The organism is Bradyrhizobium sp. WBAH42 (assembly GCF_024585265.1).
Lineage (GTDB): Bacteria > Pseudomonadota > Alphaproteobacteria > Rhizobiales > Xanthobacteraceae > Bradyrhizobium.
The window spans coordinates 4,420,210-4,441,799 of record NZ_CP036533.1; the positions used below are offsets into that span (position 1 = coordinate 4,420,210).

The window sequence follows — 21,590 nt, forward strand, 5'->3', positions numbered from 1 at the left end:
AATGGCAACTTCGTCGCCGAAGCTTGCGCGGGCGCTATGACGACGCAGGAGCGCTGCGTTGAACAGGCGCGCTCGTTCCGGACAGCGTCGAGGTAGCAATCCATTGTGACACGGCTGCGATGTCGTCGCCGCTTTCGCGATAGGCGCGAAGCTGGAATTCCGCCGAGCTGCCGCGCTCCACGATGGTTCGGCAATGCTCGATCTCGGCGGAGCAGTTCAGTGCGGCTGCATCCTCCGCAATATCGTCGATCAGGCGAGTGAGCAGCTCCGAGATCGTCACCGGTCCGTCCTTGGAGGCGAAGATGCAGTCGGTGCCATAGCGCTGGGCGCGCCATTTGTTCTCGACCGCAATCGCGCGTTCGACCGCGGTGACCTCCCGGGACAGCTGAGGGCGCAGATAGAGATGCCGCGTCAGGCAGCGGTAGAGCGAGGCAATCGCAATCGCGTCGTCGACGAAGGTGCAGGTGTCGGGCGCGCGAAGCTCCAGGGTCGGATGCTTCATGGAAGGACGCATCGCCCACCAGATGTGGCTTTCGTCCGGGATCACGCCGGAGCGCTGCAACGCGCCGACATAGGCGTCGAAATCCTGCTTGCCCTCGAACAATTCGGGCAGGCCGGTGCGCGGCAGCTCGGAATAGGCCGCGAGGCGGTAGCCCTTCAATCCGGTCTTGTGCGAATTCCAGAACGGTGAGGACGCCGACAACGCGATGAACAACGGCAGGTGCGGCAGCATCGCCCGCATCACCGCCATGCGCTTCTCGGGATCCGGCAACTGCACGTGCACATGCATGCCGCACATCATGTTGCGGTGACCGATGCTGCGCAGATCCTCGATCATCTCCTCGTAGCGCGGTTTCGGACTGGGCTGGGACATGCGCCAGACCGCGCTCGGGTGCGTGCCGGAGGCCATGATCACGAAGCCGTATTGCGCAGCGACGTTCGCGACCTCGCGCCGCAGGAAGCGCAGCTCCTCGCGGGCGTCGTTCACATCGACATGGACATTGGTTGCGACCTCGAGCTGCGATTGCAGCATCTCGCGCATGGCCTGGCCGCCGGTCGACCAGTTTGCCGATTCGAACAGCTCGTTGGGCGTGTGGATCGCGACTTCGAAGCTGCGGCGATCGGCGAGGAAGTATTCCTCCTCGATGCCGAAGGAATATTCCGCCGGATTGCCGCGGCCGCCGGCAGAACGGATGACGACGTGCTGCCTGTCCTCGGAGGGGGTGAGGCGCAGCAGCTTTGAAACGTCTGAAGCAAATGTCATTGGCCACCGGCGCGGTCACTTACCTGCGGGCGATAATCCGTCTGACTGTGGCCGGTTCCGCACCCGATGTACTGGAAATTGCAGGATCGAACGGAACAATTTTGACGGCTTCGGACGCTCGCGCGATCAGGGCGTGATTCGGCGGGACTTCCGCCCAGCTCGATTCCTTGTCGAACGGCTCGGAGACGACGATGACCTGCCCGCCGTCCTCGCGGAAGTAGAGCGTGTTGGCGGCATCGTTGACCGAGACGCGAAAGGCGTAGAGGTCGCGGCCGTTGGCGATCGCGCTGGTAAAGCGCAGCCGTTCGCGAAGCCCACCTTCGTTGACCAAGCCGACGAGGGATTGCAGCGCGGATTGCGTCGCGCCGAGTGGATCATGCTCGAGACCGGCCCCCATCATCGCCAGGAACACGGCTTCGGAGTCGGTCGTGCCCAGCCGGGACGGGTAATGGGCATCGGGAATCAGCGCCTCGACCTTGCGTCGCAGCCGATTCCAGCTGCCGACGAATCCGTTGTGCATGAACATCCAGTGTCCGCAGGCAAAGGGATGACAATTCTGCCGCGTCACGGCTGTGCCGGTGGCGGCACGCACATGGGCGAAGAACAGATGAGAGCGCAGATGCCGGCAGAGATAGCGCAGGTTTTCATCCGACCACGCCGGGCGCGTCTCGCGATAAAGGCCCGGCTCAGGGTGCTCGCCATACCAGCCGAGACCAAAGCCGTCGCCATTCGAGCCCGCCGTGGACTGAAGCGAGCGGATGCTCTGCGCAATCAGCGAATGCTCGGGTTCGGTGACATAAGGCTCGAACGAGGTGGTTTCGCCCCGGTATGCGATCCAGCGGCACATGCGGGTTCCTGCCAGTCGATTGACGTGTCGCGAGGTGCACCAACACTCGGTGCTGCTGCATGGTTCCCGATGCAAGGGACTGTTTAACCAAAACCAGCAACGCCAATCCGATGCGGCCGCTGGTCGCAGCGGGATCGCCTTGATTCCGACAGGTCCACCTTTATCTCTGAGGCGAACAAGAATCCGGGCCCCTCTGGCGAGGACGCCGACAGACGTCGGCAAACCTCGTGATGTCGGATGACCTGTCCCGCGCGAATGCGATGGATCGGCCGATTGTCGGGTCCCTGTTCCTTCTCTCCGACCATTCGTCTCCATCGCAGCTCCGTGCGGCCATTTCGCAAGCTAAGGGAGCTACGATGTCTGACACCAAAACCTCAAATCCGATCGAGATCACGGAGCCGTCCAGCCTGAACGAGCAGGCCGCGGCCGCGTTGGTGATCGTGGGCGCGCTGGTTGCGGTTGCCGACCGGCGCGTCTCGCCGGTCGAACGAGACGAGGTGATCCGTTTCATCAGGGATCGCAAGCTGGCGCCGCACATCGCCGACGAACGGCTCTTTGCGATGTTCGACGAGCTGGCCGAGCGGCTCGATGAGCCGGATTTTGCCAACGTCGTGATCGACACGCTGCGGCCGGTTTCGAACCTGCCGCTCTCGGCCCATCTGGTGGAGCTGTCGGAGCGCGTTGCCGCCGCAGACGAGGACGTGCATCCGCACGAAGTCCAGGCGATCAAATTGTTGCGCTTGCTGACGCTGGTGCTGCCGCGCGCCAAGCCTGTCTTGGAAAGTGCTGCGGGCCCCAAGCTGCAGGCCGCCGCCAAGGAGTAAGCATGAGCACGGTTTCGAATGAGCGCGCCAGGCAAACCGAGGGCACCACCGGCCAGATCGCCGGTGGAGACCCGCGCCTGGCCAAGCTCGTCGACCGCCTGCCGCCGCGCATGGCCGACACGGTGACATATCTGCTCAAGCCGTCGAGCCGCTGGGTCAGGATTCCCTCGGGCGCGCTGCTGGTCGTCGGCGGTGTGCTCGCCTTCCTGCCGGTACTCGGCGTCTGGATGCTGCCGCTCGGCCTCGCGCTGCTCGCCGAGGATGTGCCTGCGCTGCGCTCCTCCCGTTCAAGGGTCTTCGACTGGATCGAGCGCCGCAAGCCGCATTGGCTCGATCCGTCGGCATCGAAGAATGATCAAACATGACAGAATTAATCACCCCCGAAGCGCTGACGGCGCTGTTCCAAGTCATCCTGATCGACCTCGTGCTCGCCGGCGACAACGCTGTCGTCATCGGTCTCTCCGCGGCGGGCCTGCCGGCCGGGCAGCGCCGCCGGGCCATCATCGTCGGTATTGCCGCCGCCACTGCGCTGCGCATCGTCTTCGCCGGCGTCGCGACCCAGCTCCTGCAGGTCATCGGCCTGCTGCTCGCCGGCGGCGTGCTGCTGCTCTGGGTGTGCTGGAAGATGTGGCGCGAGCTGCGCGAGCAATCCGCGCATTCGCGGCAACTCGCGTTCAGCCATGGCGGCGGCCCGGATGCTGCGCCCGTGCAGCGAAAGACCTTCGGCCAGGCGGCGGTGCAGATCGTCGCTGCCGACGTCTCGATGTCGCTCGACAACGTGCTCGCAGTCGCGGGCGCCGCGCGCGAGCATCCCTACATTCTGGTGTTCGGCCTGTTGCTGTCGGTCGCGATGATGGGCGTCGCCGCCGATCTGCTCGGCCGCGTGCTCCAGAAGCATCGCTGGGTCGGCTATGTCGGCCTTGCCATCATCATTTACGTCGCCTTCGAGATGATCTATCGGGGCTCCCTCGAGCTCGCGCCCGTTATCGCGAGTCTCTGAGACGCATGCCTGTCTGCCATCCGGAGTGATCAATGACGTCTGAACCCAAAGCACCTTCGGCGCCGCTGCCGCCGGTCGGCCTGCTTCCGAAGCTGATCTTCGGCTCGCGCTGGCTGCAATTGCCGCTCTATGTCGGCCTCATCGTGGCTCAGGCCGTCTATGTCCTGTTGTTCCTCAAGGAGCTCTGGCACCTCGTCCTGCACTCGTTCGACGCGAGCGAGCAGCAGATCATGCTGGTCGTGCTCGGGTTGATCGACGTGGTCATGATCTCGAACCTCCTGATCATGGTGATCGTGGGCGGATACGAGACTTTCGTTTCCCGGCTGAACCTGAGCGGCCATCCCGACGAGCCGGAATGGCTCGGTCACGTCAATGCCAGCGTGCTCAAGATCAAGCTCGCGATGGCGATCATCGGCATCTCCTCGATCTCGCTGCTCAGGACCTTCATCGAGGCCGGCAACCTCGGCACGACGCGAAGCAATTTCACCGAGACCGGGGTGATGTGGCAGGTGCTGATCCACATGACCTTCATCATCTCGGCGATCGGCATCGCCTGGGTCGATCGCCTCAGCGAGAGCGGCCATCGCAAGGAGGCCGAGCACGGCTGATCTGGCCGCACAAAGACCTCCCGAGCGGCCAATCCTGGAGCCCGCCTGATCATCCGCTCGGGCGGGTTCTTCTTTCGAGATCGATAAAATTGTCTGCAATCGGTTCAGCGCCGGCAAACGCTGCGGACAAGAAGCGTGGCGCCTTAAACCAGGCCTTTGGAACCGATCTGCATCCTGCCCGCAAAAGGGCAGGGCTATCGGATGACAATTCTCAGGGAGATCGTCGCAGCGGTCGCGGGAGTCTACGCGCTCCTGCTGGTCTGTGACGCATTGTTCGGCGTCGGCGAGGCGCGCTTCGACGACGCTTATTACCGCGCCAGCTTCTACGCACCGCGGCCGAAGGAGTTTCGGTTCGCGAGCGACACGCCACCGGCGGTCCGCGTCAGCGACGCCTTCGCACAGTTCGCACCTAGCGAGGCCAAGCCGAACCGGCGCTACTCGTCGCTGACGACGATCATCCGCTAGTGGTTGATAATATCGGGCTGGGTCGGCTTGCTCCGCTACACCTCTCCCCAGCGGGGAGAGGTCGGATTGCGCAGCAATCCGGGTGAGGGGCCGCGGTAATTCGGTGAGACCGTAACCCCTCACCCGGATCGCATCTTTGATGCGATCCGACCTCTCCCTTCGGGAGAGGTGAACAAATCTCATTCCCCCTGAATCCATTCCGCGACGCCGCGCCAGAGCGTGTCGCGGTGCTCGGGGCGGAAGAAACCGAAATGGCCTATTCCCTTGGCGCCGACGTCGGACGGTCTGACCGTCAGCACCTCCGGCTTGATCGCAGTGAACCCGCCCGTGAGCAGCTCGACCGCGGGGCGCGTCGCCCAGGGATCGTCGGAGAAGCACAGCGCCCGCAGCTCGCCCTTGAAATTCGCGAAATTCGCCAGCGCCGGCAGCTTTGAATCGAAGAGATAGCGGGGGCTCGAGACCCATTCGGTCCATTGCAGGAAGACGCCCTTGGGCAGGTCCTCGCCGACACCGGCCCAGCCCGGTGCGTAACCGAGTGCATGGACCAGCGGCACGCCGACAAAATTCATGAAGGCGTAGACGCGGTACTTTTCCGGCGAGGTCATCAGCCGCCACGTCGCGGCCTGCGAGGCCACCAAGGCGGCGCGCGAGATCTCGGTGTTGTTGGCGATCAGCCCGAGCGCCTGGCCGCCGAAGGAATGGCCAATATAAGCGAGCGGCAGGGCATGATAGCGCTCGCGCATCCAGCTGACCGCGGCGGTGACGTCGAGCGCGGCCCAGTCGGACATCGAGGCCTTGAAGCCGACCAGCGATTTCGGCTGGTTGTAGCCGACCATCGCCGGCAGGCGGGAATCGCCGATGCCGCGATAATCGTAGGTCAGCACCGCGCAGCCGCGATGGGCGAGGTAGGAGGCAAAGCCTCGATAGATCTTTCGCGGAACGGCGGTCGCCGAATTGATCAGGACGGCATGGCGCTTGGCGCCGCGCGGCAGGAACAGGGTGCCGGCCAGGGCATAGCCGTCGGTTGCCGGGAAGCTGATCTCGTCGATGAAAACGTCGTCCAGTGCCGCGTCCATGGCGGTCGGTGTCCCGTCGGATTCCTCAGCCGGCCCAAGCAAATGCGAATTCGGCTTTGGCCGCAAGGGTTTGCGCTGCGAAATGGATTTACAACTGGCGGGGCGTGGCCGGCCTGTGTATAAGGCGGCCCTCGCAACCCCTAGATCAGGTTGTGGTTTTTGCTTCACGGAGAGATTGCGATGTCCGAGCGGTGGACGCCCGAGTCCTGGCGCAGCAAGCCGGTGCTACAGGTGCCCGACTATCCCGACGCCAGGGCTTTGGCCGACGTCGAGGCGCAGCTTGCGACCTTTCCGCCGCTGGTCTTCGCAGGCGAGGCGCGCAACCTGAAGAAGGCCTTGGGCCGCGTCGCGGCCGGGGAGGCCTTCCTGCTCCAGGGCGGCGACTGCGCCGAGAGCTTCGCCGAGCATGGCGCCAACAACATCCGCGACTTCTTCCGTGTGCTGCTGCAGATGGCGGTGGTGCTGACCTATGCCGGCGCCGTCCCGGTGGTGAAGGTCGGCCGCATCGCCGGCCAGTTCGCAAAGCCGCGGTCGTCGCCGACCGAGAAGGTGAATGGCGTCGAGCTGCCGAGCTATCGCGGCGACATCGTCAACGACATCGCCTTCACCAAGGAAGCGCGCATTCCCGATCCGCAGCGCCAGCTGATGGCCTATCGCCAGTCGGCGGCGACGCTGAACCTGCTTCGCGCCTTCGCCACCGGCGGCTTCGCCAATCTCGGCAGCGTGCATCAATGGATGCTCGGTTTCCTCAAGGATTCACCGCAGTCCCGCCGCTACAAGGAGCTGGCCGACCGCATTTCGGACGCGCTCAACTTCATGCGTGCCTGCGGCCTCGATCTCGAGAGCCATCCGGAGCTGCGGGCCACCGATTTCTACACCAGCCACGAGGCGCTGCTGCTCGGCTACGAGCAGGCCATGACCCGCGTCGATTCCACCACCGGCGACTGGTACGCCACCTCGGGCCACATGATCTGGATCGGCGACCGCACCCGCCAGCTCGATCACGGCCATGTCGAATATTTCCGCGGCATCAAGAACCCGATCGGGCTGAAGTGCGGCCCCTCGCTCAAGACGGACGAGCTGTTGAAGCTGATCGACGTGCTCAATCCCGACAACGAGCCGGGCCGGCTGACGCTGATCGGCCGCTTCGGCTCCGACAAGATCGGCGAGCATCTGCCGAACATGATCCGCGCCGTGAAGCGCGAGGGCCGGGTGGTGGTCTGGTCGTGCGATCCCATGCACGGCAACACCATCAGCTCGACGTCCGGCTACAAGACGCGGCCGTTCGACCGCATCCTGTCCGAAGTGAAGTCGTTCTTCGCGATCCATGCCGCCGAGGGCACCCATGCCGGCGGCGTGCATCTGGAGATGACCGGCCAGGACGTGACCGAATGTCTCGGCGGCGCCCGCGCGATCACGGACGAGGATCTCAACGACCGCTACCACACGGTCTGCGATCCCCGCCTCAACGCCGAGCAATCCATCGACATGGCTTTCCTGGTGGCGGAACTGCTCAAGCAGGAGCGCGCCGGCAAGACCCAGCCGATTCCGGCCGCAGCGGGGCTGTAAGACCTTGCTGCGGATCTGGAAGGCCACGATCAATTCCCGCAACGGTCTGGCCTTTGCGTTCCGGTCGGAGCAGGCCGTCCGCGAGGAGATCTTTGCGTTGCTGTTGTCGGTGCCGCTGGCCTGGTTCATCGGCGCGACCGCGATGCGCGCGGTCGAATTGGTGTGCTCTGTCGCGTTCGTGCTGACGGTCGAGCTGCTCAATACCGCGATCGAGAAGCTCGCCGACCGGCTGACCATGGATCACGACAAGCAGATCGGCCGCGTCAAGGACATGGGCTCGGCCGCAGTCGGCGTTGCGCTCTTGATGACCGGTGCGTTCTGGATCATTGCCGTCATCGAGCGATTGGGGTTCCTGTAACTCGGGATCGGATGGGGCGGCCATGACCGAACGTTTCGACACATTCGCGGTCACGCTCGCCCAGCTCAATCCGACCATGGGCGACGTGGACGGCAATGCGGCCAAGGCGCGCGCGGCGCGGACGCAGGCCAAGTCCGACGGCGCCGATCTCGTGCTGTTTCCGGAACTGTTCATCGCCGGCTATCCGCCGGAAGACCTGGTGCAGAAGCCCGCCTTCCAGGCCGCCTGCCGCGCCGCGATCGAAAGCCTCGCGCGCGAGACCGCCGATGGCGGGCCTGCGATGCTGGTCGGCACGCCCTGGGTCGAGGAGGGCAGGCTGTACAATGCCTGCGCGCTGCTCGATGGCGGGCGCATCGCGAGCCTGCGCTTCAAGTGCAACCTGCCGAATTATGGTGTGTTCGACGAGAAGCGGCTGTTTTCGCGCGGCCCTGCCGCCGGCCCCGTCACCGTGCGCGGCGTGCGCATCGGCGTGCCGATCTGCGAGGACATCTGGCTGGAGGAGTCCGAGGACTACGAGAACGTGGTCGAGACGCTGGCCGAGACCGGCGCCGAGATCATCCTGGTGCCGAACGGCTCGCCTTATGCCCGCGACAAGAACGACGTGCGCCTGTCGGTCGCGGTGGCGCGCGTGACCGAGAGCGGGCTGCCGCTGGTCTATCTCAACCAGGTCGGCGGCCAGGACGAGCTCGTCTTCGACGGCGCTTCCTTCGCGCTCAATGGCGATCTCTCGCTCGCGGCGCAGCTGCCGGCCTTCGAAGAGAGCATCGTCACGCTGCGCTTCAGCAGAAACGGCAACGACTGGCGCTGCACCGGGCCGATCGCCGAACAGCCCGAGGGCGACAAGGCCGACTACGCGGCCTGCGTACTGGGCCTGCGCGATTACGTCGCCAAGAACGGCTTTCCCGGCGTGCTGCTCGGCATTTCCGGCGGCATCGATTCCGCGCTTTGCGCGGCGATCGCGGTCGACGCGCTCGGCGCCGACCAGGTGCATGGCGTGATGCTGCCTTACCGCTACACGGCCGCACACTCCATTGCGGATGCCGGCGAGCTCGCCGGCCATCTTGGCGTCCGCTACGAGGTGCTGCCGATCGCGGAGGCCGTGACCGGGTTCGAGACGATCTTGTCCGGCATCTTCAAGAACCTGCCGCCCGATATCACCGAAGAGAATCTCCAGGCCCGCACCCGCGGCACGCTTCTGATGGCGATCTCCAACAAGACCGGGCTGATGGTGGTGACGACCGGCAACAAGTCGGAGATGTCGGTCGGCTACGCCACGCTCTATGGCGACATGAACGGCGGCTTCAACCCGCTCAAGGACATCTACAAGACGCAGGTGTTTCGGCTGGCGAACTTGCGTAACAGCTGGAAGCCCGATGGCGCGCTCGGCCCCGCGGGCGAAGTGATCCCGCCCGACATCATCACGCGCCCGCCGACGGCGGAGTTGCGCGAGAACCAGACCGATCAGGACTCGCTGCCGCCCTATGACGTGCTCGATGCCATCCTGGAGCGCCTGGTCGAGCGCGAAGAGCCGCTGGATCAGATCATCGCCGCCGGCTTCGACCGCGAGATCGTCACCCGCATCGACCATCTGCTCAACGTCGCCGAATACAAGCGCCGTCAGGCCGCGCCCGGCGTGAAGGTGACGCGACGGAATTTCGGCCGCGATCGCCGCTATCCCATCACCAACCGCTTTCGTGACAAAGGCGAGCCGTTGCCCGCCGCGGATGAGGCGCTGGTGTCACGTGGCAGCACGGCGTCAATCGACGCGTTCGAGGGCTGAACTCCAGCTTGAGCACCGGCAGGCGCTACGACGGGGTTGCGAAAAACAGCACCCTCAGGAAGTGCGTGTATTCGGATTCGAGCACCATGATCGACACAAAAACCAATACCGCGACCGGCGGCAGCAGGATGGCATAGGTCAAGGCCAGCCGCTCCCAGGCCATGTGCATGAAGACGGCGACGATCAGGCCGGCCTTCAACATCATGAACAGCAGGATCAGCGACCACCTGAGATAGCCATGCAGGCCAAAGTAGTCGACGAGGTAGGAGCACGTGCTGAGGACGAACAACCAGCCCCAGACCACGAGGTAGAGCTTGATCGGGTGCTGTTGCCCCTTGGCGTGAACGGCTCCCGTTGCGACTGCGCCATGCGCCGGAGCGTGGAGCTGTCCTTCCATGTGTACCGCCGCGTTTGTCATGCGCCGACCTCACCAAAGATAGAAGAATGCGAAGATGAACACCCACACGAGATCGACGAAGTGCCAGTACAGGCCCGTGATCTCGACGATCTCGTAATACCCCTTGCGGCTCGTGAAGAAGCCGCGCCTCTCGACGTCGAAGTCGCCGCGAAAGACCTTTCGCGCAATGGCGATCAGGAAGATCACACCGATCGTCACGTGGGTGCCGTGGAAGCCGGTGATCATGAAGAAGCTCGCACCAAACTGCGGCGCACCCCATGGATTACCCCAGGGCCGGACGCCCTCCATGATCAGCTTGGTCCATTCGAAGGCCTGCATTCCGACGAAGGTTGCACCGAAGGCTGCAGTGATCAGCATCAGGATTGCGGTTCTCACGCGGTCGCGGCGGTAGCCGAAATTGACGGCCATCGCCATCGTGCCGCTGCTGCTGATCAGGACAAACGTCATGATGGCGATCAGGATCAGCGGAATGTGCTGTCCGGCGATGTTGAGAGCGAAGACCTCGCTGGGATTGGGCCAGGGTACGGTCGTCGACATCCGCGCCGTCATGTAGGAGAGCAGGAAGCAACTGAAGATGAAGGTGTCGCTGAGGAGGAAGATCCACATCATGGCCTTGCCCCAGGACACATTCTTGAAGGCGCGCTGATCGGACGCCCAGTCGGCGGCGATGCCGCGCCAGCCTTCAAGCCGCGCAGGCGATTGCCCCGGATTTGTCAGCACGGTCTCAGCCATCTGGTCTCGCCTCCCTAGCTCAGCAATTGGCGGCAGATGTTGACGAAATCGTCGGTCCAGCCGGTGAGAAGACCGAGCAGGACAAGCCAGACCAACAGCAGGAAGTGCCAGTAAATGGCGCACAGCTCGACGCTCAAGCGCATGTCGGCGATCTCGGCGCCGCGCCACACCTTGGCTGAGGTACGGCCCAGGGCCACCAGACCGCCCGTCAGATGCAGCCCATGCACTGCGGTCAACACGTAGAAGAAGGAATTCGCCGGGTTGGACGCCACGAAATATCCCGCAGCCCCGAGCCGTTGCCAGGCCAGGAGCTGCCCGGCGAGGAAGATCACGGCAGATGCTCCGCCGGCGAGCAGACCGATCATGACGGTCTCAGTATCGTGGCGGCGCGCGGCCGCGTACGACCATTGCAGCGCGACACTGCTCAGGACAAGGACGCCCGTGTTGACCCACAGCAGCCGCGGTACAGGCAGCGGCCGCCAGTCCACCACGCTCATGCGCATCGAGTAGGCGCTGATGAAGAGGACGAACAATGCGCTCGCGACCGCGAGAAACACGCCAAGACCGACCTTCGCTGCCGGCCAGGTCATGGCATCGCCGCCGGGGAAGTCGCCGGCCGCGCCTTCCTCCAGCCAGGGCTTGGCCGTCAGGCGCTGCTGCGACAGCCACCATCCGGCGATCACCGCAAGCACAGCCAGGAACAGGATGACGGCGCTCACGAAGCAGCTCCTTGAGCGAGCTGCGTCGCGCGCGGCGGCTGGTTCTGCGGAATGAAATCCTCCGCGGCGCCGGGCACACTGTAGTCATAGGCCCAGCGGTACACGACCGGGAGCTCCTTGCCCCAGTTGCCGTGCCCTGGGGGCGTCTCCGGCGTCTGCCACTCCAGCGTCGTCGCCCGCCACGGGTTGCCGCCTGAGGCCTCACCTTTGAACAAGCTCCAGACGAGGTTGAACAGGAACACCATCTGGCTGAAGCCGACGGTCAAGGCCACCACCGAGATGAAGGCGTTGAGTGAATGGGCCGAGGACGGGATGAACGTCGTATCTCCGAGTTCGAAATACCGGCGCGGGACCCCGAGCAGTCCTAGATAGTGCATGGGGAAGAAGATCAGGTAGGCGCCGAGGAAGGTGACCCAGAAGTGAAACTTGCCCATGGCCTCGTTCAGCATCCGCCCCGTGACCTTTGGGTACCAATGATAGATCGCGCCGAGCACGACCATGATCGGCGCCACGCCCATCACCATGTGGAAATGGGCGACCACGAACATGGTATCCGAGAGGGGCACGTCCACGACGACGTTGCCGAGGAAGAGGCCGGTGAGCCCGCCGTTCACGAAGGTGATGATGAAGCCGAGGGCGAACAGCATCGGCACCGTGAGATGAATGTCGCCGCGCCACAGGGTCAGCACCCAGTTGTAGACCTTGATCGCGGTGGGGATTGCGATGATGAGCGTCGTGGTGGCGAAGAAGTACCCGAATTGCGGGAACATGCCGCTCACATACATGTGGTGTGCCCAGACGATGAAGCTGAGCGCGCCGATGGCTACGATCGCCCAGACCATCATGCGATAACCAAAGATGTTCTTGCGCGCATGCGTGCTGATCAGATCCGAGACGATGCCGAAGGCGGGCAGGGCGACGATATAGACTTCGGGATGGCCGAAGAACCAGAACAGGTGCTGGAAGAGCAGCGGGCTGCCGCCGCCGTATTTCGAAAGCGTACCCATCTCGACGAGGGAGGGCATGAAGAAGCTGGTTCCCAGGAGACGGTCGAGCAGCAGCATGACCGAGGCAACGAACAGTGCAGGGAATGCCAAGAGCGCCATGACGGTCGCGGTGAAAATGCCCCACACCGTCAGGGGCAGGCGCATCAAAGTCATGCCGCGCGTGCGCGCCTGCAACACCGTGACCACATAATTCAGCCCGCCCATGGTGAAGCCGATGATGAACAGGATCAGGGACGCCATCATGAGAATGATGCCCCAATCCTGCCCGGGCGTTCCGGAGAGGATTGCTTGCGGCGGATACAGCGTCCAACCGGCGCCGGTGGGGCCGCCGGGCACGAAGAATGTCGAGGCAAGCACCAGGACCGCGAGCAGGTAGACCCAGTAGCTCAGCATGTTCACATAAGGGAAGACCATGTCCCGGGCGCCGACCATCAGCGGGATCAGGTAGTTGCCGAAGCCGCCCAGAAACAATGCGGTGAGCAGGTAAATCACCATGATCATGCCGTGCATGGTGATGAATTGCAGGTACTGATTGGCATCGATGAAAGAGAAGGTGCCGGGGAATCCCAGTTGCAGCCGCATCAGCCACGACAGCACCAGGGCCACCAGCCCGATGGCCGTGGCCGTCAGCGAATACTGAATGGCGATCACCTTGGCGTCCTGCGAGAAGACGTATCGTGTCCACCAGCTCCGCGGATGATAGAGCTCGACCTCAGGTACTTCGGCAGGCGGGATGCCGCGGATTCCTTCATATGGAATATCGACCATAGAAACCTCCTCGGTCGTTTCCATCGGGGGTGAGGCATTGGCCTCTTGCGCCCGATCTATCTGCGGCGGCAGCTTGCTACTTGCCGCCGGATTGGTACGTCGCCTTCACGACGGCTTGCGCCGGCGATAACTCTGCGAACGTTTTTTGTTGCTCCAGCCAAGCGTGATATTCACCCTCTTCGTCGACGATGACCTTGGCCCGCATCTGATAATGAGCAGCGCCACAAAGCTCCGCACAGAGAACATCGAACGTTCCGGTGCGGATCGGCGTTATCCAGAAATAGGTCACCATGCCTGGAACCATGTCCATCTTGGCCCGGAATTCGGGCACGTAGAAATCGTGCAGGACATCAACCGAGCGGAGGAGGACCTTGACCGGCTTTCCGACTTGAAGGTGCAGGTCGCCGTTCTCGATCACGACATCGTCCTGCGCGTGCCGGTCGTCACGATTGAGGCCCATCGGATTGTCGGAAGCGATGTTGCGGACATCCGATGTGCCCAACTTCCCATCCTTGCCCGGAAGGCGGAAGCTCCACTGCCATTGCTGGCCCATGACCTCGATCTCGGTGGCATCCGCAGGCACCGTCACGAACTGGTGCCAGACCACGAGGCCAGGCGCCAGCATGGCCGCGACGCCGACGCCAGTCCCGACGCTCAGCCACCATTCGAGCCTTTTGTTTTCCGGATTATAGTCGGCCCGTCTTCCCTCTCTGTGGTGAAAGCGGAAGACGCAGTAAGCCATGAAGGCGATCACGGCGACGAAAACAAAGCCCGTGATCCAGAATGTGATGTTGATGGTGTGGTCGATATAGGCCCAGTTCGTGGCGATCGGCGTCCACCACCACGGGCTGTAGATGTGAAACAGCACCGAGCCGATCGCGACCAGAAGCAGTATCAGTGCGACAGCCATCCTGATCCATCCTTGCCATCGAAGGCTACGGATACGAATCCAGGGCGGAGCTCATGTCTGTCGCGATGGCTGGCCTTTCTTGGCATATGCCATCGCCGGCCTCTTGCCTCGCCCATTCCACTGATCGCGAAATCAAGAGAACGCTCGCGACCATCAACTCTAAGGGCGTCTGCGTCTAAAATGATACCAGCCCAATCCGGCGTCAATAGAGCAATGTGGGTGTCCGAATTGGTGTGATTGCCGTGCTGGCAAACCAACCATCAGGTGCGCATGTTTGGGTTTGGGTGATGCAACGCACAAATCCGTTCTGGTGCGCAATTCACCCAACCGTGAGTGCAGCCGTGCTCCGCGCGCGCTAAGCTTGCCAGGCAGGTCGCGACGGGTTCCGTCCGGCCAGGCTCGGTTGCTGAACCTGGGTTGCCGTACCCGACCCATCGCGTTTCCTGCTCGTCAGGCGGACACGCGTGGCTGAAGAGCGCGTGTTGTCGAAAACCGCGATTTTCAGCACGGGAGGCTCCGTACATGGCCACTCTGTACTCCCACGACATCAGGCGGCACGCATTCGGCGAAGCGGCCTCCTATCCCATTCGCAAGATCAGCTTGTCCGACTTGACCGAGGCCCTGCGCCTGGGCTGGGACGATTTCCAGGCGATGCCGAGTCACGCGATCGTCGTGTGCCTGATTTATCCCGTTCTCGGTCTCGTCCTGTTCAGGATGGTGCTCGGCTATTCGGTGCTGCCGCTGCTGTTTCCGCTGGCCGCCGGCTTTGCCTTGATCGGTCCTTTTGCCGCGATCGGTCTCTACGAACTCAGCCGTCGTCGCGAGCGCGGCGAGGAGGTCGAAGCATGGGATGCGATCAAGGTGCTGCGCGCACCGTCGTTCGGCGCCATGATAGAACTCGGCGTGCTTCTGCTGGTGCTGTTCGGGGCCTGGATCGGTGTCGCGAACGCAATCTATGTCGCGATCTTCGGCCACGCTGCGGCCGCAAGCATTCCCGACTTCGCAACGCGCGTGCTGACGACACCGGAAGGCTGGTCGCTCATCATCGTCGGTTGCGGTGTCGGCTTCCTGTTTGCGGTTGTGGCATTGTGCGTCAGCGTCGTGTCATTTCCGTTGATGCTCGACCGCCATGCGACTGCGATCGACGCGATCCGCACGTCGCTCCGAGCGGTCGCGGCGAATCCGGTTGCGATGGCCGGATGGGGCCTCATCGTGGCGGCGCTGCTCGTGATCGGCTCGCTGCCGCTCTTCGTCGGTCTCGCCGTCGTTCTGCCGGTGCTCGGTCATGCCACCTGGCACCTGTATCGGCGGGTGGTCGAGCCCAATCCGAACCCACCGGACGCACCGCCGCCGCCCCCGAAGGGCAGGCGCTACGCAGCAGACTTTCCGGCCAATCTGTTCCCGTGGAGCCGCGAGGGCGAGCCTTAACAGCGGAACGGCTGCGCTGGGACGCCTGCGCGGAGCATGACAGAGTGACGGCCTACTTCTGCTGCTGCGGCAGGAAGGTCGGGCCGACCGAGCGGATCGGCTTGTTCTCTGAACCCGCCGCGGGCGTGCCGGTGTCCGCCGGCGGTGCCGCCGGTGCCGTGGCCGTCGTCGGAGGGGGCGCGCCCTTCTTGGCATTGGCAGGCTGCGGCGCGCCCTTGTTGAGCCGCTGCTGCTGCATCTTCCTGGCACTTTCCTCGGTGACGATGATGTCGCCCTGCTGCTCGACGCTGGTCTTGTCGTCGGCGGATTTCAGCGCATCCGCCCAGGTCTGGCCTGCCGCCTTGCAGGAGCAGGACGGGTTGAACTCGCTGCGGAATTTGAATGCGGTCGGCAGCGCCGTGTAGGGCTGGCCGCCGATCGAGACCGCCGCGTTCATGTCCTCGCCGGGATTGCGATGGGTGTAGAGCACGGCTTCCGCGGCCGGACACAGCGCCTTGCAGGTCTTCTCGTCGTCGCCGAAGCGCGCCGGCACGGTGGCAAAGGAGATCGGGAAATAGGCGCCGTCGCAGGTGCGCACGCAGACGGTGCGGAAGGTGCCGGATTGCGGGCCGAGATCGGAGGGCGGCATGGCTTGCGGATTGTTCGGGTTGTTGCCGCCGAACAGATTGCTCAGGAAATTGCCGCCGCCTTGCGATTGCGCGGCGTTGGCATATTGCGGCCCGCAATTGTTCTGCGCCAGCGCCATCAGCACCGAGCGGCGCTGGTTATCGCGCTCCGGGCTGGCGCCGCTACCGCCGCGCAGCCGCTCGAGATTGCCGGTGATCTGGTCCAGATTGGCGCGCATCTGCTGGATCTGGGTGTTGACCGGACCGCATTGCGCCTGCTGGCCACCGAACAGCGAGAAGAAGCCGGAGGAATCGCAGCCCATGCGCTTGGCTTGCATGGTGACGCGGTCGAGCTCGGCCTGCTGCTTGGCCTGGGAATCCTGATAGCGGCGGATCTGCTCCTCGCGCGCCGCATCACCCCCGCCGCCGCGATCGAGCGCGGCGAGCTGGGCCTCCAGGCGCACGCACATCGGATTGGGTCCGAGCCCGTTCTGGCCCGGCTGGGGCGGCGGGCCGGCCTGCGCGAGTGCGCCATTGGCGAGCACGACGGTGCCGAGGAGCACGGTGCAGGCAAGGAGGGAACGGGCACGGAAGAGAGAGAGGAATTCAGGCATATCCGCCATTCTAGCGAGGTCACGGCCCAGCGTGATCGTCCAAGTGACTTCCCAAGTGAGTTGGGGGCCGAAGCGCGCCCTCCCAATAGCCGCTTCCTGCGGCATCGTCACGTCGTTTCAGGGGCCGAAGACTGGTCCTAAGGTCCGCCAGCTCCGAGCGAATTCAGCGCTGGCAGGTGATTGCGACATATTCGTCGCAATGGCCATGGGAGCAGTTTGTGCCGGTTTTGGGGACGGAGCCGGTAATTTCGTCGGGGTCGACCCGGCGATAGCTTGATGCCTTTGCAAAATCTCGTGACTGGCAATAGGTCCGCGCGGCGGAGGCGCCGCATGTGTCGCCCTTGGTGTCGCTCTTGGCCAGGCACTGATCGGCGATGATGAAGACGCGGCTCTCGGCCCACGCCTGAGGTGCTGCAAGGAGAGAGGCGCCAAAAATGAGCGCGAGCAGGGATCGCATGAAAATACCGGGGGCAAAAAATCAGGGAACCGCAGGTTCCAGAATGGGCTCAAATGGTTAGGGGATCATGAACCCTGAAGGCCGGCCGCGCCCTTTGCGGAGGCAAAAACGGCATTTTCGCGGCCCTTGACGCCGGGGCCCGTGGTGGCCCATATGTGGCCGCATGAACGGTCTCCTCGCCATTTGCGCCATTTGCCGCGAGATTACGAGCTAGCGATTCGCTGGCTGGAGCCGTCTTTTCTCAAACACATTGAGAGCGTTGGACGCCCGGCCGAGAGGGATGGGTTGTCATGGAATTGCGTCTTTACGATACGCTGAGCCGGGAAAAGCGCACCTTCGTGCCGCTCGATCCGAACAACGTCCGCATGTATGTCTGCGGACCGACGGTCTACGACTTCGCCCACATCGGCAATGCCCGGCCGGTGATCGTGTTCGACGTGCTGTTTCGCCTGCTGCGCCACCTCTATGGCGAGGCGCATGTCAAATATGTCCGCAACATCACCGACGTCGACGACAAGATCAACGACCGCGCCGCGCGCGATTTTCCCGGCCTGCCGCTGAACGAGGCGATCCGCAAGGTCACCGAGCATACCGGCAAGCAGTTTCACGCCGACGTCGACGCGCTCGGCGCGCTGCGGCCGAGCGTCGAGCCGCGCGCGACCGAGCATATCGGCGAGATGCGCGAGATCATCGAGCGGCTGGTCGCCGGAGGCTTTGCCTATGTCGCCGAGGACCACGTGCTGTTCTCGCCGCAGGCGATGAATGCGGCCAATTCCGCGCTGCCACGCTATGGCGCGTTGTCGAAGCGCTCGCTCGACGAGATGATCGCGGGCGCGCGGGTCGATGTTGCGCCCTACAAGCGGGATGCGACCGACTTCGTGCTGTGGAAGCCGTCCAAGCCGGGCGAGCCGTCCTGGCCGTCGCCATCCGGCATCAAGGCGGAGGGGCGTCCGGGCTGGCACATCGAGTGCTCGGCGATGGCCTGGAAGCATCTCGGCGAACACTTCGACATCCACGGCGGCGGCATCGATCTGGTGTTTCCACACCACGAGAACGAGGTCGCGCAGACCTGCTGCGCGTTCCACCGCGAGCGCATGGCGAACTATTGGATGCACAACGGCTTCCTGCAGGTCGAGAGTGAGAAGATGTCGAAGAGCCTCGGCAATTTCATCACGATTCACGAGCTGCTCAGAGATTGGCCGGGTGAGGTGCTGCGCTTTCAGATGCTGATGTCCAACTATCGTCAGCCCATTGATTGGATGGCAGCAAAGAGCAGAGAGATTGAGGATGAATTGGCTGCCTGGGCGTCCATCCTTGTCGGAACCGACGCGGAGCAGGATGGATATTCTCGTGCCGCGCGAAAGGAGCCACCGCGCCCCTCTCAGGAGATTGTTGAAGCGTTGCTCGACGATCTAAACACTGCGGAAGCTATTGCGGCTCTGCGTTCTAGCTATCGATCTGCTCGCGCTGGTGGCAGCTTAGAGAAAAAGCAGTTCTTAATGAATTGCGAATTCTTGGGGTTACTTCGTCACAATAAGCTGTGGGCGCATCTGCCCGGAGTCTTCACTCGAAACACGGGGCACGTTCCGGTCCCACACGAAGCAGCGCGGAAACTTCGTATATCGATCGCAAACAACCTTCCAGAGCTGAGGCAGGAAGCTTTAGCAGATCTCTCGGCAGTTGGTCTGGGAGCCGAAGAAGCTTCCGACGGAAACGTGACGATAGTTACGAAAACTGAAGAAGCTAAGGAAAGAGGGAAGTTTATCGAGGAACAAATTGCTGAGCGCAACCTTGCGCGCGCGCGTAAGGATTTTGCCGAGTCTGACCGCATACGGAATGAACTTGCCACTATGGGCATTATTCTTAAGGACGGCAAGGACGCTGAGGGCAACCCGACGACGACTTGGGAGATCGCGCGATGAAGCGGCCCGACACGCCGTTTCCGCGGCACTGGCTCTATTACATCGCGCTGAAGATCGCGCTGCTCGCCGGCGCGGTGGCGATCGCGCTCAAGCTCTATGGGATGTGGTGAGGACGATGGGACAGACTTTGCCAAAGCCCGCATTGAGGCCTTTCCTCCCGGCGGATGTGCCGATCCTCGCCGCGATCTTCGCCGCCAGCATCGAGGAATTGACCGGCGACGACTATAGCGAGGCGCAGCAGGAAGCCTGGATGGCGGCGGCCGAGGACGAGGAGTTCGGCAAGCGGCTCGCGTCCGACCTGACGCTGATCGCGACGCTGGAAGGCTCGCCCGTCGGCTTCGCCTCACTGCGCGGCAACGATCATATCCGCATGCTCTATGTGCATCCGGCCGTGGCCGGGCAGGGCATCGCGACCACGCTGGTCGACGCGCTGGAGAAGCTCGCCGGCGGCCGCGGCGCCAAGAGTCTCTCGGTCGATGCCAGCGATACCGCGGAGGGCTTCTTCGCCAAGCGCGGCTACACCGCCCAGCAGCGCAACAGCGTCACGATGAACGACGAATGGCTCGCCAACACCACCATGAAAAAGACGCTCGGAGCGGGGCAATGAGCAAGGAGCGTCTCTATCTGTTCGACACCACGCTGCGCGATGGGGCGCAGACCAACGGCGTCGACTTCACGCTGGCCGACAAGCAGGTCATCGCGGCGATGCTCGACGATCTCGGCATCGATTATGTCGAGGGCGGCTATCCCGGCGCCAACCCGCTCGACAGCGAATTCTTCGCGACCAAGCCCAAGCTCAATCATGCGCGCTTCACCGCCTTCGGCATGACGCGCCGGGCAGGCCGCTCGGTCTCGAACGATCCGGGCGTCGCGGGCCTTTTGGAAGCGAAGGCGGACGCAATCTGCTTCGTGGCGAAGTCGTCGGCCTATCAGGTGCGCGTCGCGCTGGAGACCACGAAGGAAGAGAACCTCGCCTCGATCCGCGACAGCGTCGCGGCGGCGAAGGCGGCCGGCCGCGAGGTGATGCTCGATTGCGAGCATTTCTTCGACGGCTACAAGGAAGACGCCGCCTTCGCGCTTGCCTGCGCCAAGGCCGCCTATGAGGCCGGGGCACGCTGGGTGGTGCTGTGCGACACCAATGGCGGCACCATGCCCGATGAGGTCGAAGCCATCGTCAGAGACGTGACCAGGCACATCCCCGGCGATCACGTCGGCATCCACGCCCATAACGACACCGAGCAGGCGGTGGCCAATTCGCTCGCGGCGGTGCGTGCCGGCGCGCGGCAGATCCAGGGCACGCTGAACGGCCTCGGCGAGCGCTGCGGCAACGCCAATCTCTGCTCGCTGATCCCGACGCTGAAGCTGAAAGCGGGGTTTGCCGAGGCTTTCGAGATCGGCGTCACCACGGAGAAGCTGGCGACTCTCGTCAAGGTGTCGCGCACGCTCGACGACATGCTCAACCGCGTGCCGAACCGGCATGCGGCTTATGTCGGCGAGAGCGCCTTCGTCACCAAGACCGGCATCCATGCCTCCGCCGTGCTGAAGGATCCGCAGACCTACGAGCATGTCTTGCCGGAGCTGGTCGGCAACCACCGCAAGGTGCTGGTGTCCGACCAGGCCGGGCGCTCCAATGTCATCGCCGAGCTCGACCGCGCCGGTATCTCTTATGAAAAGAGCGATCCGAAGCTGACGCGTCTCGTCGAAGAACTGAAAGAGCGCGAGGCGGCCGGCTATGCCTACGAATCCGCCAACGCCTCGTTCGAGCTCCTGGCGCGCCGCACGCTCGGCAAGGTGCCGCATTATTTCGAGGTCGAGCAGTTCGACGTCAACGTCGAGCAGCGCTACAACGCGCTCGGCGAGCGCGTCACGGTGGCGCTCGCGGTGGTCAAGGTCGACGTCGCCGGCGAGCATCTGATCTCGGCCGCCGAAGGCAACGGTCCCGTCAACGCGCTCGACGTCGCGCTGCGCAAGGACCTCGGCAAGTACCAGAAATTCATCGAGGGCCTGACACTGATCGACTATCGCGTGCGTATCCTCAATGGCGGCACCGGCGCGGTCACGCGCGTGCTGATCGAGAGCGAGGACGAGAACGGCGATCGCTGGACCACGGTCGGCGTGTCCCCGAACATCATCGATGCCTCGTTCCAGGCGTTGATGGATTCGGTGATCTACAAGCTGGTGAAGTCGGGGGCGCCGGCTTAGACGGGCGCGACCACAAA

General features: G+C 63.6%; 21 protein-coding genes and 1 pseudogene. 12 read left to right on the top strand and 10 right to left on the bottom strand.

The genetic code is table 11. The features are described 5' to 3' along the window. Positions 1–34: 34 nt before the first annotated feature. Both DCG74_RS20405 and DCG74_RS20410 read right to left on the bottom strand, forming a co-directional pair. Positions 35–1,264 carry a carboxylate-amine ligase gene (locus DCG74_RS20405; protein WP_172788071.1) on the bottom strand — a complete coding sequence of 410 codons (1,230 nt, stop codon included), beginning with the start codon at positions 1,262–1,264 and terminating at the stop codon, positions 35–37. A 19-nt stretch (positions 1,265–1,283) separates the two neighbouring features. Beyond that, positions 1,284–2,111, bottom strand: a complete 828-nt coding sequence (locus DCG74_RS20410) for a class II glutamine amidotransferase (RefSeq protein WP_172788072.1) — start codon at positions 2,109–2,111, stop codon at positions 1,284–1,286. A 356-nt stretch (positions 2,112–2,467) separates the two neighbouring features. Here DCG74_RS20410 and DCG74_RS20415 point away from each other — a divergent pair, with 356 nt between their 5' ends. The 5 genes from DCG74_RS20415 (at position 2,468) to DCG74_RS20435 (ending at position 5,008) form a co-directional block, all read left to right on the top strand. Beyond that, a complete protein-coding gene (locus DCG74_RS20415) occupies positions 2,468–2,935 on the top strand; it encodes a tellurite resistance TerB family protein (protein ID WP_172788073.1) in 468 nt (155 codons plus the stop codon). Between the two features lie 2 nt (positions 2,936–2,937). Next, on the top strand, positions 2,938–3,300 hold the full coding sequence (locus DCG74_RS20420; protein WP_172788074.1) for a hypothetical protein: 363 nt from the start codon (positions 2,938–2,940) through the stop codon (positions 3,298–3,300). Further along, positions 3,297–3,935 carry a TerC family protein gene (locus tag DCG74_RS20425; protein ID WP_172788075.1) on the top strand — a complete coding sequence of 213 codons (639 nt, stop codon included), beginning with the start codon at positions 3,297–3,299 and terminating at the stop codon, positions 3,933–3,935. The genes DCG74_RS20420 and DCG74_RS20425 overlap by 4 nt, the downstream gene beginning before the upstream one ends. Positions 3,936–3,967: 32 nt before the next feature. Next, on the top strand, positions 3,968–4,543 hold the full coding sequence (locus tag DCG74_RS20430; RefSeq protein WP_172788076.1) for a TIGR00645 family protein: 576 nt from the start codon (positions 3,968–3,970) through the stop codon (positions 4,541–4,543). A gap of 201 nt (positions 4,544–4,744) precedes the next feature. Then, entirely contained in the window at positions 4,745–5,008 is a 264-nt protein-coding gene (locus DCG74_RS20435; protein WP_172788077.1) for a hypothetical protein, read from the top strand. Positions 5,009–5,187: 179 nt separating this feature from the next. Here the strand turns inward: DCG74_RS20435 and DCG74_RS20440 are convergent, their stop codons facing one another. Next, a complete protein-coding gene (locus DCG74_RS20440) occupies positions 5,188–6,084 on the bottom strand; it encodes an alpha/beta fold hydrolase (RefSeq protein WP_172788078.1) in 897 nt (298 codons plus the stop codon). Between the two features lie 180 nt (positions 6,085–6,264). Here DCG74_RS20440 and DCG74_RS20445 point away from each other — a divergent pair, with 180 nt between their 5' ends. Genes DCG74_RS20445 through DCG74_RS20455 form a run of 3 tightly spaced genes read left to right on the top strand, consistent with a single transcriptional unit; the run spans position 6,265 to position 9,791 of the window. Next, a complete protein-coding gene (locus DCG74_RS20445) occupies positions 6,265–7,653 on the top strand; it encodes a class II 3-deoxy-7-phosphoheptulonate synthase (RefSeq protein ID WP_172788079.1) in 1,389 nt (462 codons plus the stop codon). A 4-nt stretch (positions 7,654–7,657) separates the two neighbouring features. Next, entirely contained in the window at positions 7,658–8,011 is a 354-nt protein-coding gene (locus DCG74_RS20450; protein WP_027571653.1) for a diacylglycerol kinase, read from the top strand. 22 nt (positions 8,012–8,033) lie between these two features. Further along, entirely contained in the window at positions 8,034–9,791 is a 1,758-nt protein-coding gene (locus DCG74_RS20455) for an NAD+ synthase (RefSeq protein ID WP_172788080.1), read from the top strand. 25 nt (positions 9,792–9,816) lie between these two features. Here DCG74_RS20455 and DCG74_RS20460 read toward each other — a convergent pair whose 3' ends face one another. The 5 genes from DCG74_RS20460 to DCG74_RS20480 all read right to left on the bottom strand — a co-directional run bounded on the left by DCG74_RS20460 (position 9,817) and on the right by DCG74_RS20480 (position 14,345). Continuing rightward, positions 9,817–10,209 (bottom strand): cytochrome C oxidase subunit IV family protein, encoded by a 393-nt coding sequence (locus DCG74_RS20460; RefSeq protein WP_172788081.1) that lies wholly within the window; start codon positions 10,207–10,209, stop codon positions 9,817–9,819. A 9-nt stretch (positions 10,210–10,218) separates the two neighbouring features. Beyond that, positions 10,219–10,941 (bottom strand): heme-copper oxidase subunit III family protein, encoded by a 723-nt coding sequence (locus tag DCG74_RS20465; RefSeq protein WP_172788082.1) that lies wholly within the window; start codon positions 10,939–10,941, stop codon positions 10,219–10,221. 14 nt (positions 10,942–10,955) lie between these two features. Beyond that, complete coding sequence (locus DCG74_RS20470; RefSeq protein WP_172788083.1) at positions 10,956–11,660, bottom strand: cytochrome c oxidase subunit 3; 705 nt, start codon at positions 11,658–11,660, stop codon at positions 10,956–10,958. After that, positions 11,657–13,435: a cbb3-type cytochrome c oxidase subunit I gene (locus tag DCG74_RS20475; RefSeq protein ID WP_172788084.1), complete on the bottom strand. Its 1,779-nt coding sequence runs from the start codon at positions 13,433–13,435 to the stop codon at positions 11,657–11,659. The genes DCG74_RS20470 and DCG74_RS20475 overlap by 4 nt, the downstream gene beginning before the upstream one ends. A gap of 76 nt (positions 13,436–13,511) precedes the next feature. Next, complete coding sequence (locus DCG74_RS20480; protein WP_172788085.1) at positions 13,512–14,345, bottom strand: cytochrome c oxidase subunit II; 834 nt, start codon at positions 14,343–14,345, stop codon at positions 13,512–13,514. Between the two features lie 522 nt (positions 14,346–14,867). Here DCG74_RS20480 and DCG74_RS20485 point away from each other — a divergent pair. Next, entirely contained in the window at positions 14,868–15,773 is a 906-nt protein-coding gene (locus DCG74_RS20485) for a DUF2189 domain-containing protein (RefSeq protein ID WP_172788086.1), read from the top strand. A 52-nt stretch (positions 15,774–15,825) separates the two neighbouring features. On the opposite strand, the gene DCG74_RS20490 is transcribed toward DCG74_RS20485, so the two are convergent. Together DCG74_RS20490 and DCG74_RS20495 are read right to left on the bottom strand one after the other, a co-directional pair. Beyond that, entirely contained in the window at positions 15,826–17,001 is a 1,176-nt protein-coding gene (locus DCG74_RS20490) for a DUF2865 domain-containing protein (protein WP_172788087.1), read from the bottom strand. A 154-nt stretch (positions 17,002–17,155) separates the two neighbouring features. Continuing rightward, a complete protein-coding gene (locus DCG74_RS20495) occupies positions 17,156–17,449 on the bottom strand; it encodes a hypothetical protein (protein WP_172788088.1) in 294 nt (97 codons plus the stop codon). Positions 17,450–17,739: 290 nt separating this feature from the next. Here DCG74_RS20495 and cysS point away from each other — a divergent pair. The 3 genes and pseudogenes from cysS to cimA all read left to right on the top strand — a co-directional run. Further along, positions 17,740–18,921, top strand: a pseudogene (gene cysS, locus DCG74_RS20500) (cysteine--tRNA ligase); the annotation flags it as partial. Between the two features lie 565 nt (positions 18,922–19,486). Next, positions 19,487–19,978, top strand: coding sequence for a GNAT family N-acetyltransferase (locus DCG74_RS20505; protein ID WP_172788090.1), 492 nt, complete (start codon positions 19,487–19,489; stop codon positions 19,976–19,978). Continuing rightward, the gene (cimA, locus tag DCG74_RS20510; protein ID WP_172788091.1) at positions 19,975–21,573 is read left to right on the top strand and encodes a citramalate synthase; all 1,599 of its coding nucleotides are present in this window, start codon (positions 19,975–19,977) and stop codon (positions 21,571–21,573) included. Before DCG74_RS20505 ends, cimA begins: the two co-directional genes overlap by 4 nt. Positions 21,574–21,590: the final 17 nt, after the last annotated feature.

Excerpts from the sequence above, each read along its gene's own strand:
- DCG74_RS20505 (WP_172788090.1), top strand. The coding sequence starts at position 19,487 with ATGGGACAGACTTTGCCAAAGCCCGCATTGAGGCCTTTCCTCCCGGCG.
- DCG74_RS20490 (WP_172788087.1), bottom strand. The coding sequence starts at position 17,001 with ATGGCGGATATGCCTGAATTCCTCTCTCTCTTCCGTGCCCGTTCCCTC.
- DCG74_RS20495 (WP_172788088.1), bottom strand. The coding sequence starts at position 17,449 with ATGCGATCCCTGCTCGCGCTCATTTTTGGCGCCTCTCTCCTTGCAGCA.
- DCG74_RS20410 (WP_172788072.1), bottom strand. The coding sequence starts at position 2,111 with ATGTGCCGCTGGATCGCATACCGGGGCGAAACCACCTCGTTCGAGCCT.
- DCG74_RS20405 (WP_172788071.1), bottom strand. The coding sequence starts at position 1,264 with ATGACATTTGCTTCAGACGTTTCAAAGCTGCTGCGCCTCACCCCCTCC.
- DCG74_RS20445 (WP_172788079.1), top strand. The coding sequence starts at position 6,265 with ATGTCCGAGCGGTGGACGCCCGAGTCCTGGCGCAGCAAGCCGGTGCTA.
- DCG74_RS20460 (WP_172788081.1), bottom strand. The coding sequence starts at position 10,209 with ATGACAAACGCGGCGGTACACATGGAAGGACAGCTCCACGCTCCGGCG.
- DCG74_RS20455 (WP_172788080.1), top strand. The coding sequence starts at position 8,034 with ATGACCGAACGTTTCGACACATTCGCGGTCACGCTCGCCCAGCTCAAT.
- DCG74_RS20485 (WP_172788086.1), top strand. The coding sequence starts at position 14,868 with ATGGCCACTCTGTACTCCCACGACATCAGGCGGCACGCATTCGGCGAA.
- DCG74_RS20465 (WP_172788082.1), bottom strand. The coding sequence starts at position 10,941 with ATGGCTGAGACCGTGCTGACAAATCCGGGGCAATCGCCTGCGCGGCTT.
- DCG74_RS20415 (WP_172788073.1), top strand. The coding sequence starts at position 2,468 with ATGTCTGACACCAAAACCTCAAATCCGATCGAGATCACGGAGCCGTCC.
- DCG74_RS20480 (WP_172788085.1), bottom strand. The coding sequence starts at position 14,345 with ATGGCTGTCGCACTGATACTGCTTCTGGTCGCGATCGGCTCGGTGCTG.
- cimA (WP_172788091.1), top strand. The coding sequence starts at position 19,975 with ATGAGCAAGGAGCGTCTCTATCTGTTCGACACCACGCTGCGCGATGGG.
- DCG74_RS20425 (WP_172788075.1), top strand. The coding sequence starts at position 3,297 with ATGACAGAATTAATCACCCCCGAAGCGCTGACGGCGCTGTTCCAAGTC.
- DCG74_RS20420 (WP_172788074.1), top strand. The coding sequence starts at position 2,938 with ATGAGCACGGTTTCGAATGAGCGCGCCAGGCAAACCGAGGGCACCACC.
- DCG74_RS20475 (WP_172788084.1), bottom strand. The coding sequence starts at position 13,435 with ATGGTCGATATTCCATATGAAGGAATCCGCGGCATCCCGCCTGCCGAA.
- DCG74_RS20430 (WP_172788076.1), top strand. The coding sequence starts at position 3,968 with ATGACGTCTGAACCCAAAGCACCTTCGGCGCCGCTGCCGCCGGTCGGC.
- DCG74_RS20440 (WP_172788078.1), bottom strand. The coding sequence starts at position 6,084 with ATGGACGCGGCACTGGACGACGTTTTCATCGACGAGATCAGCTTCCCG.
- DCG74_RS20435 (WP_172788077.1), top strand. The coding sequence starts at position 4,745 with ATGACAATTCTCAGGGAGATCGTCGCAGCGGTCGCGGGAGTCTACGCG.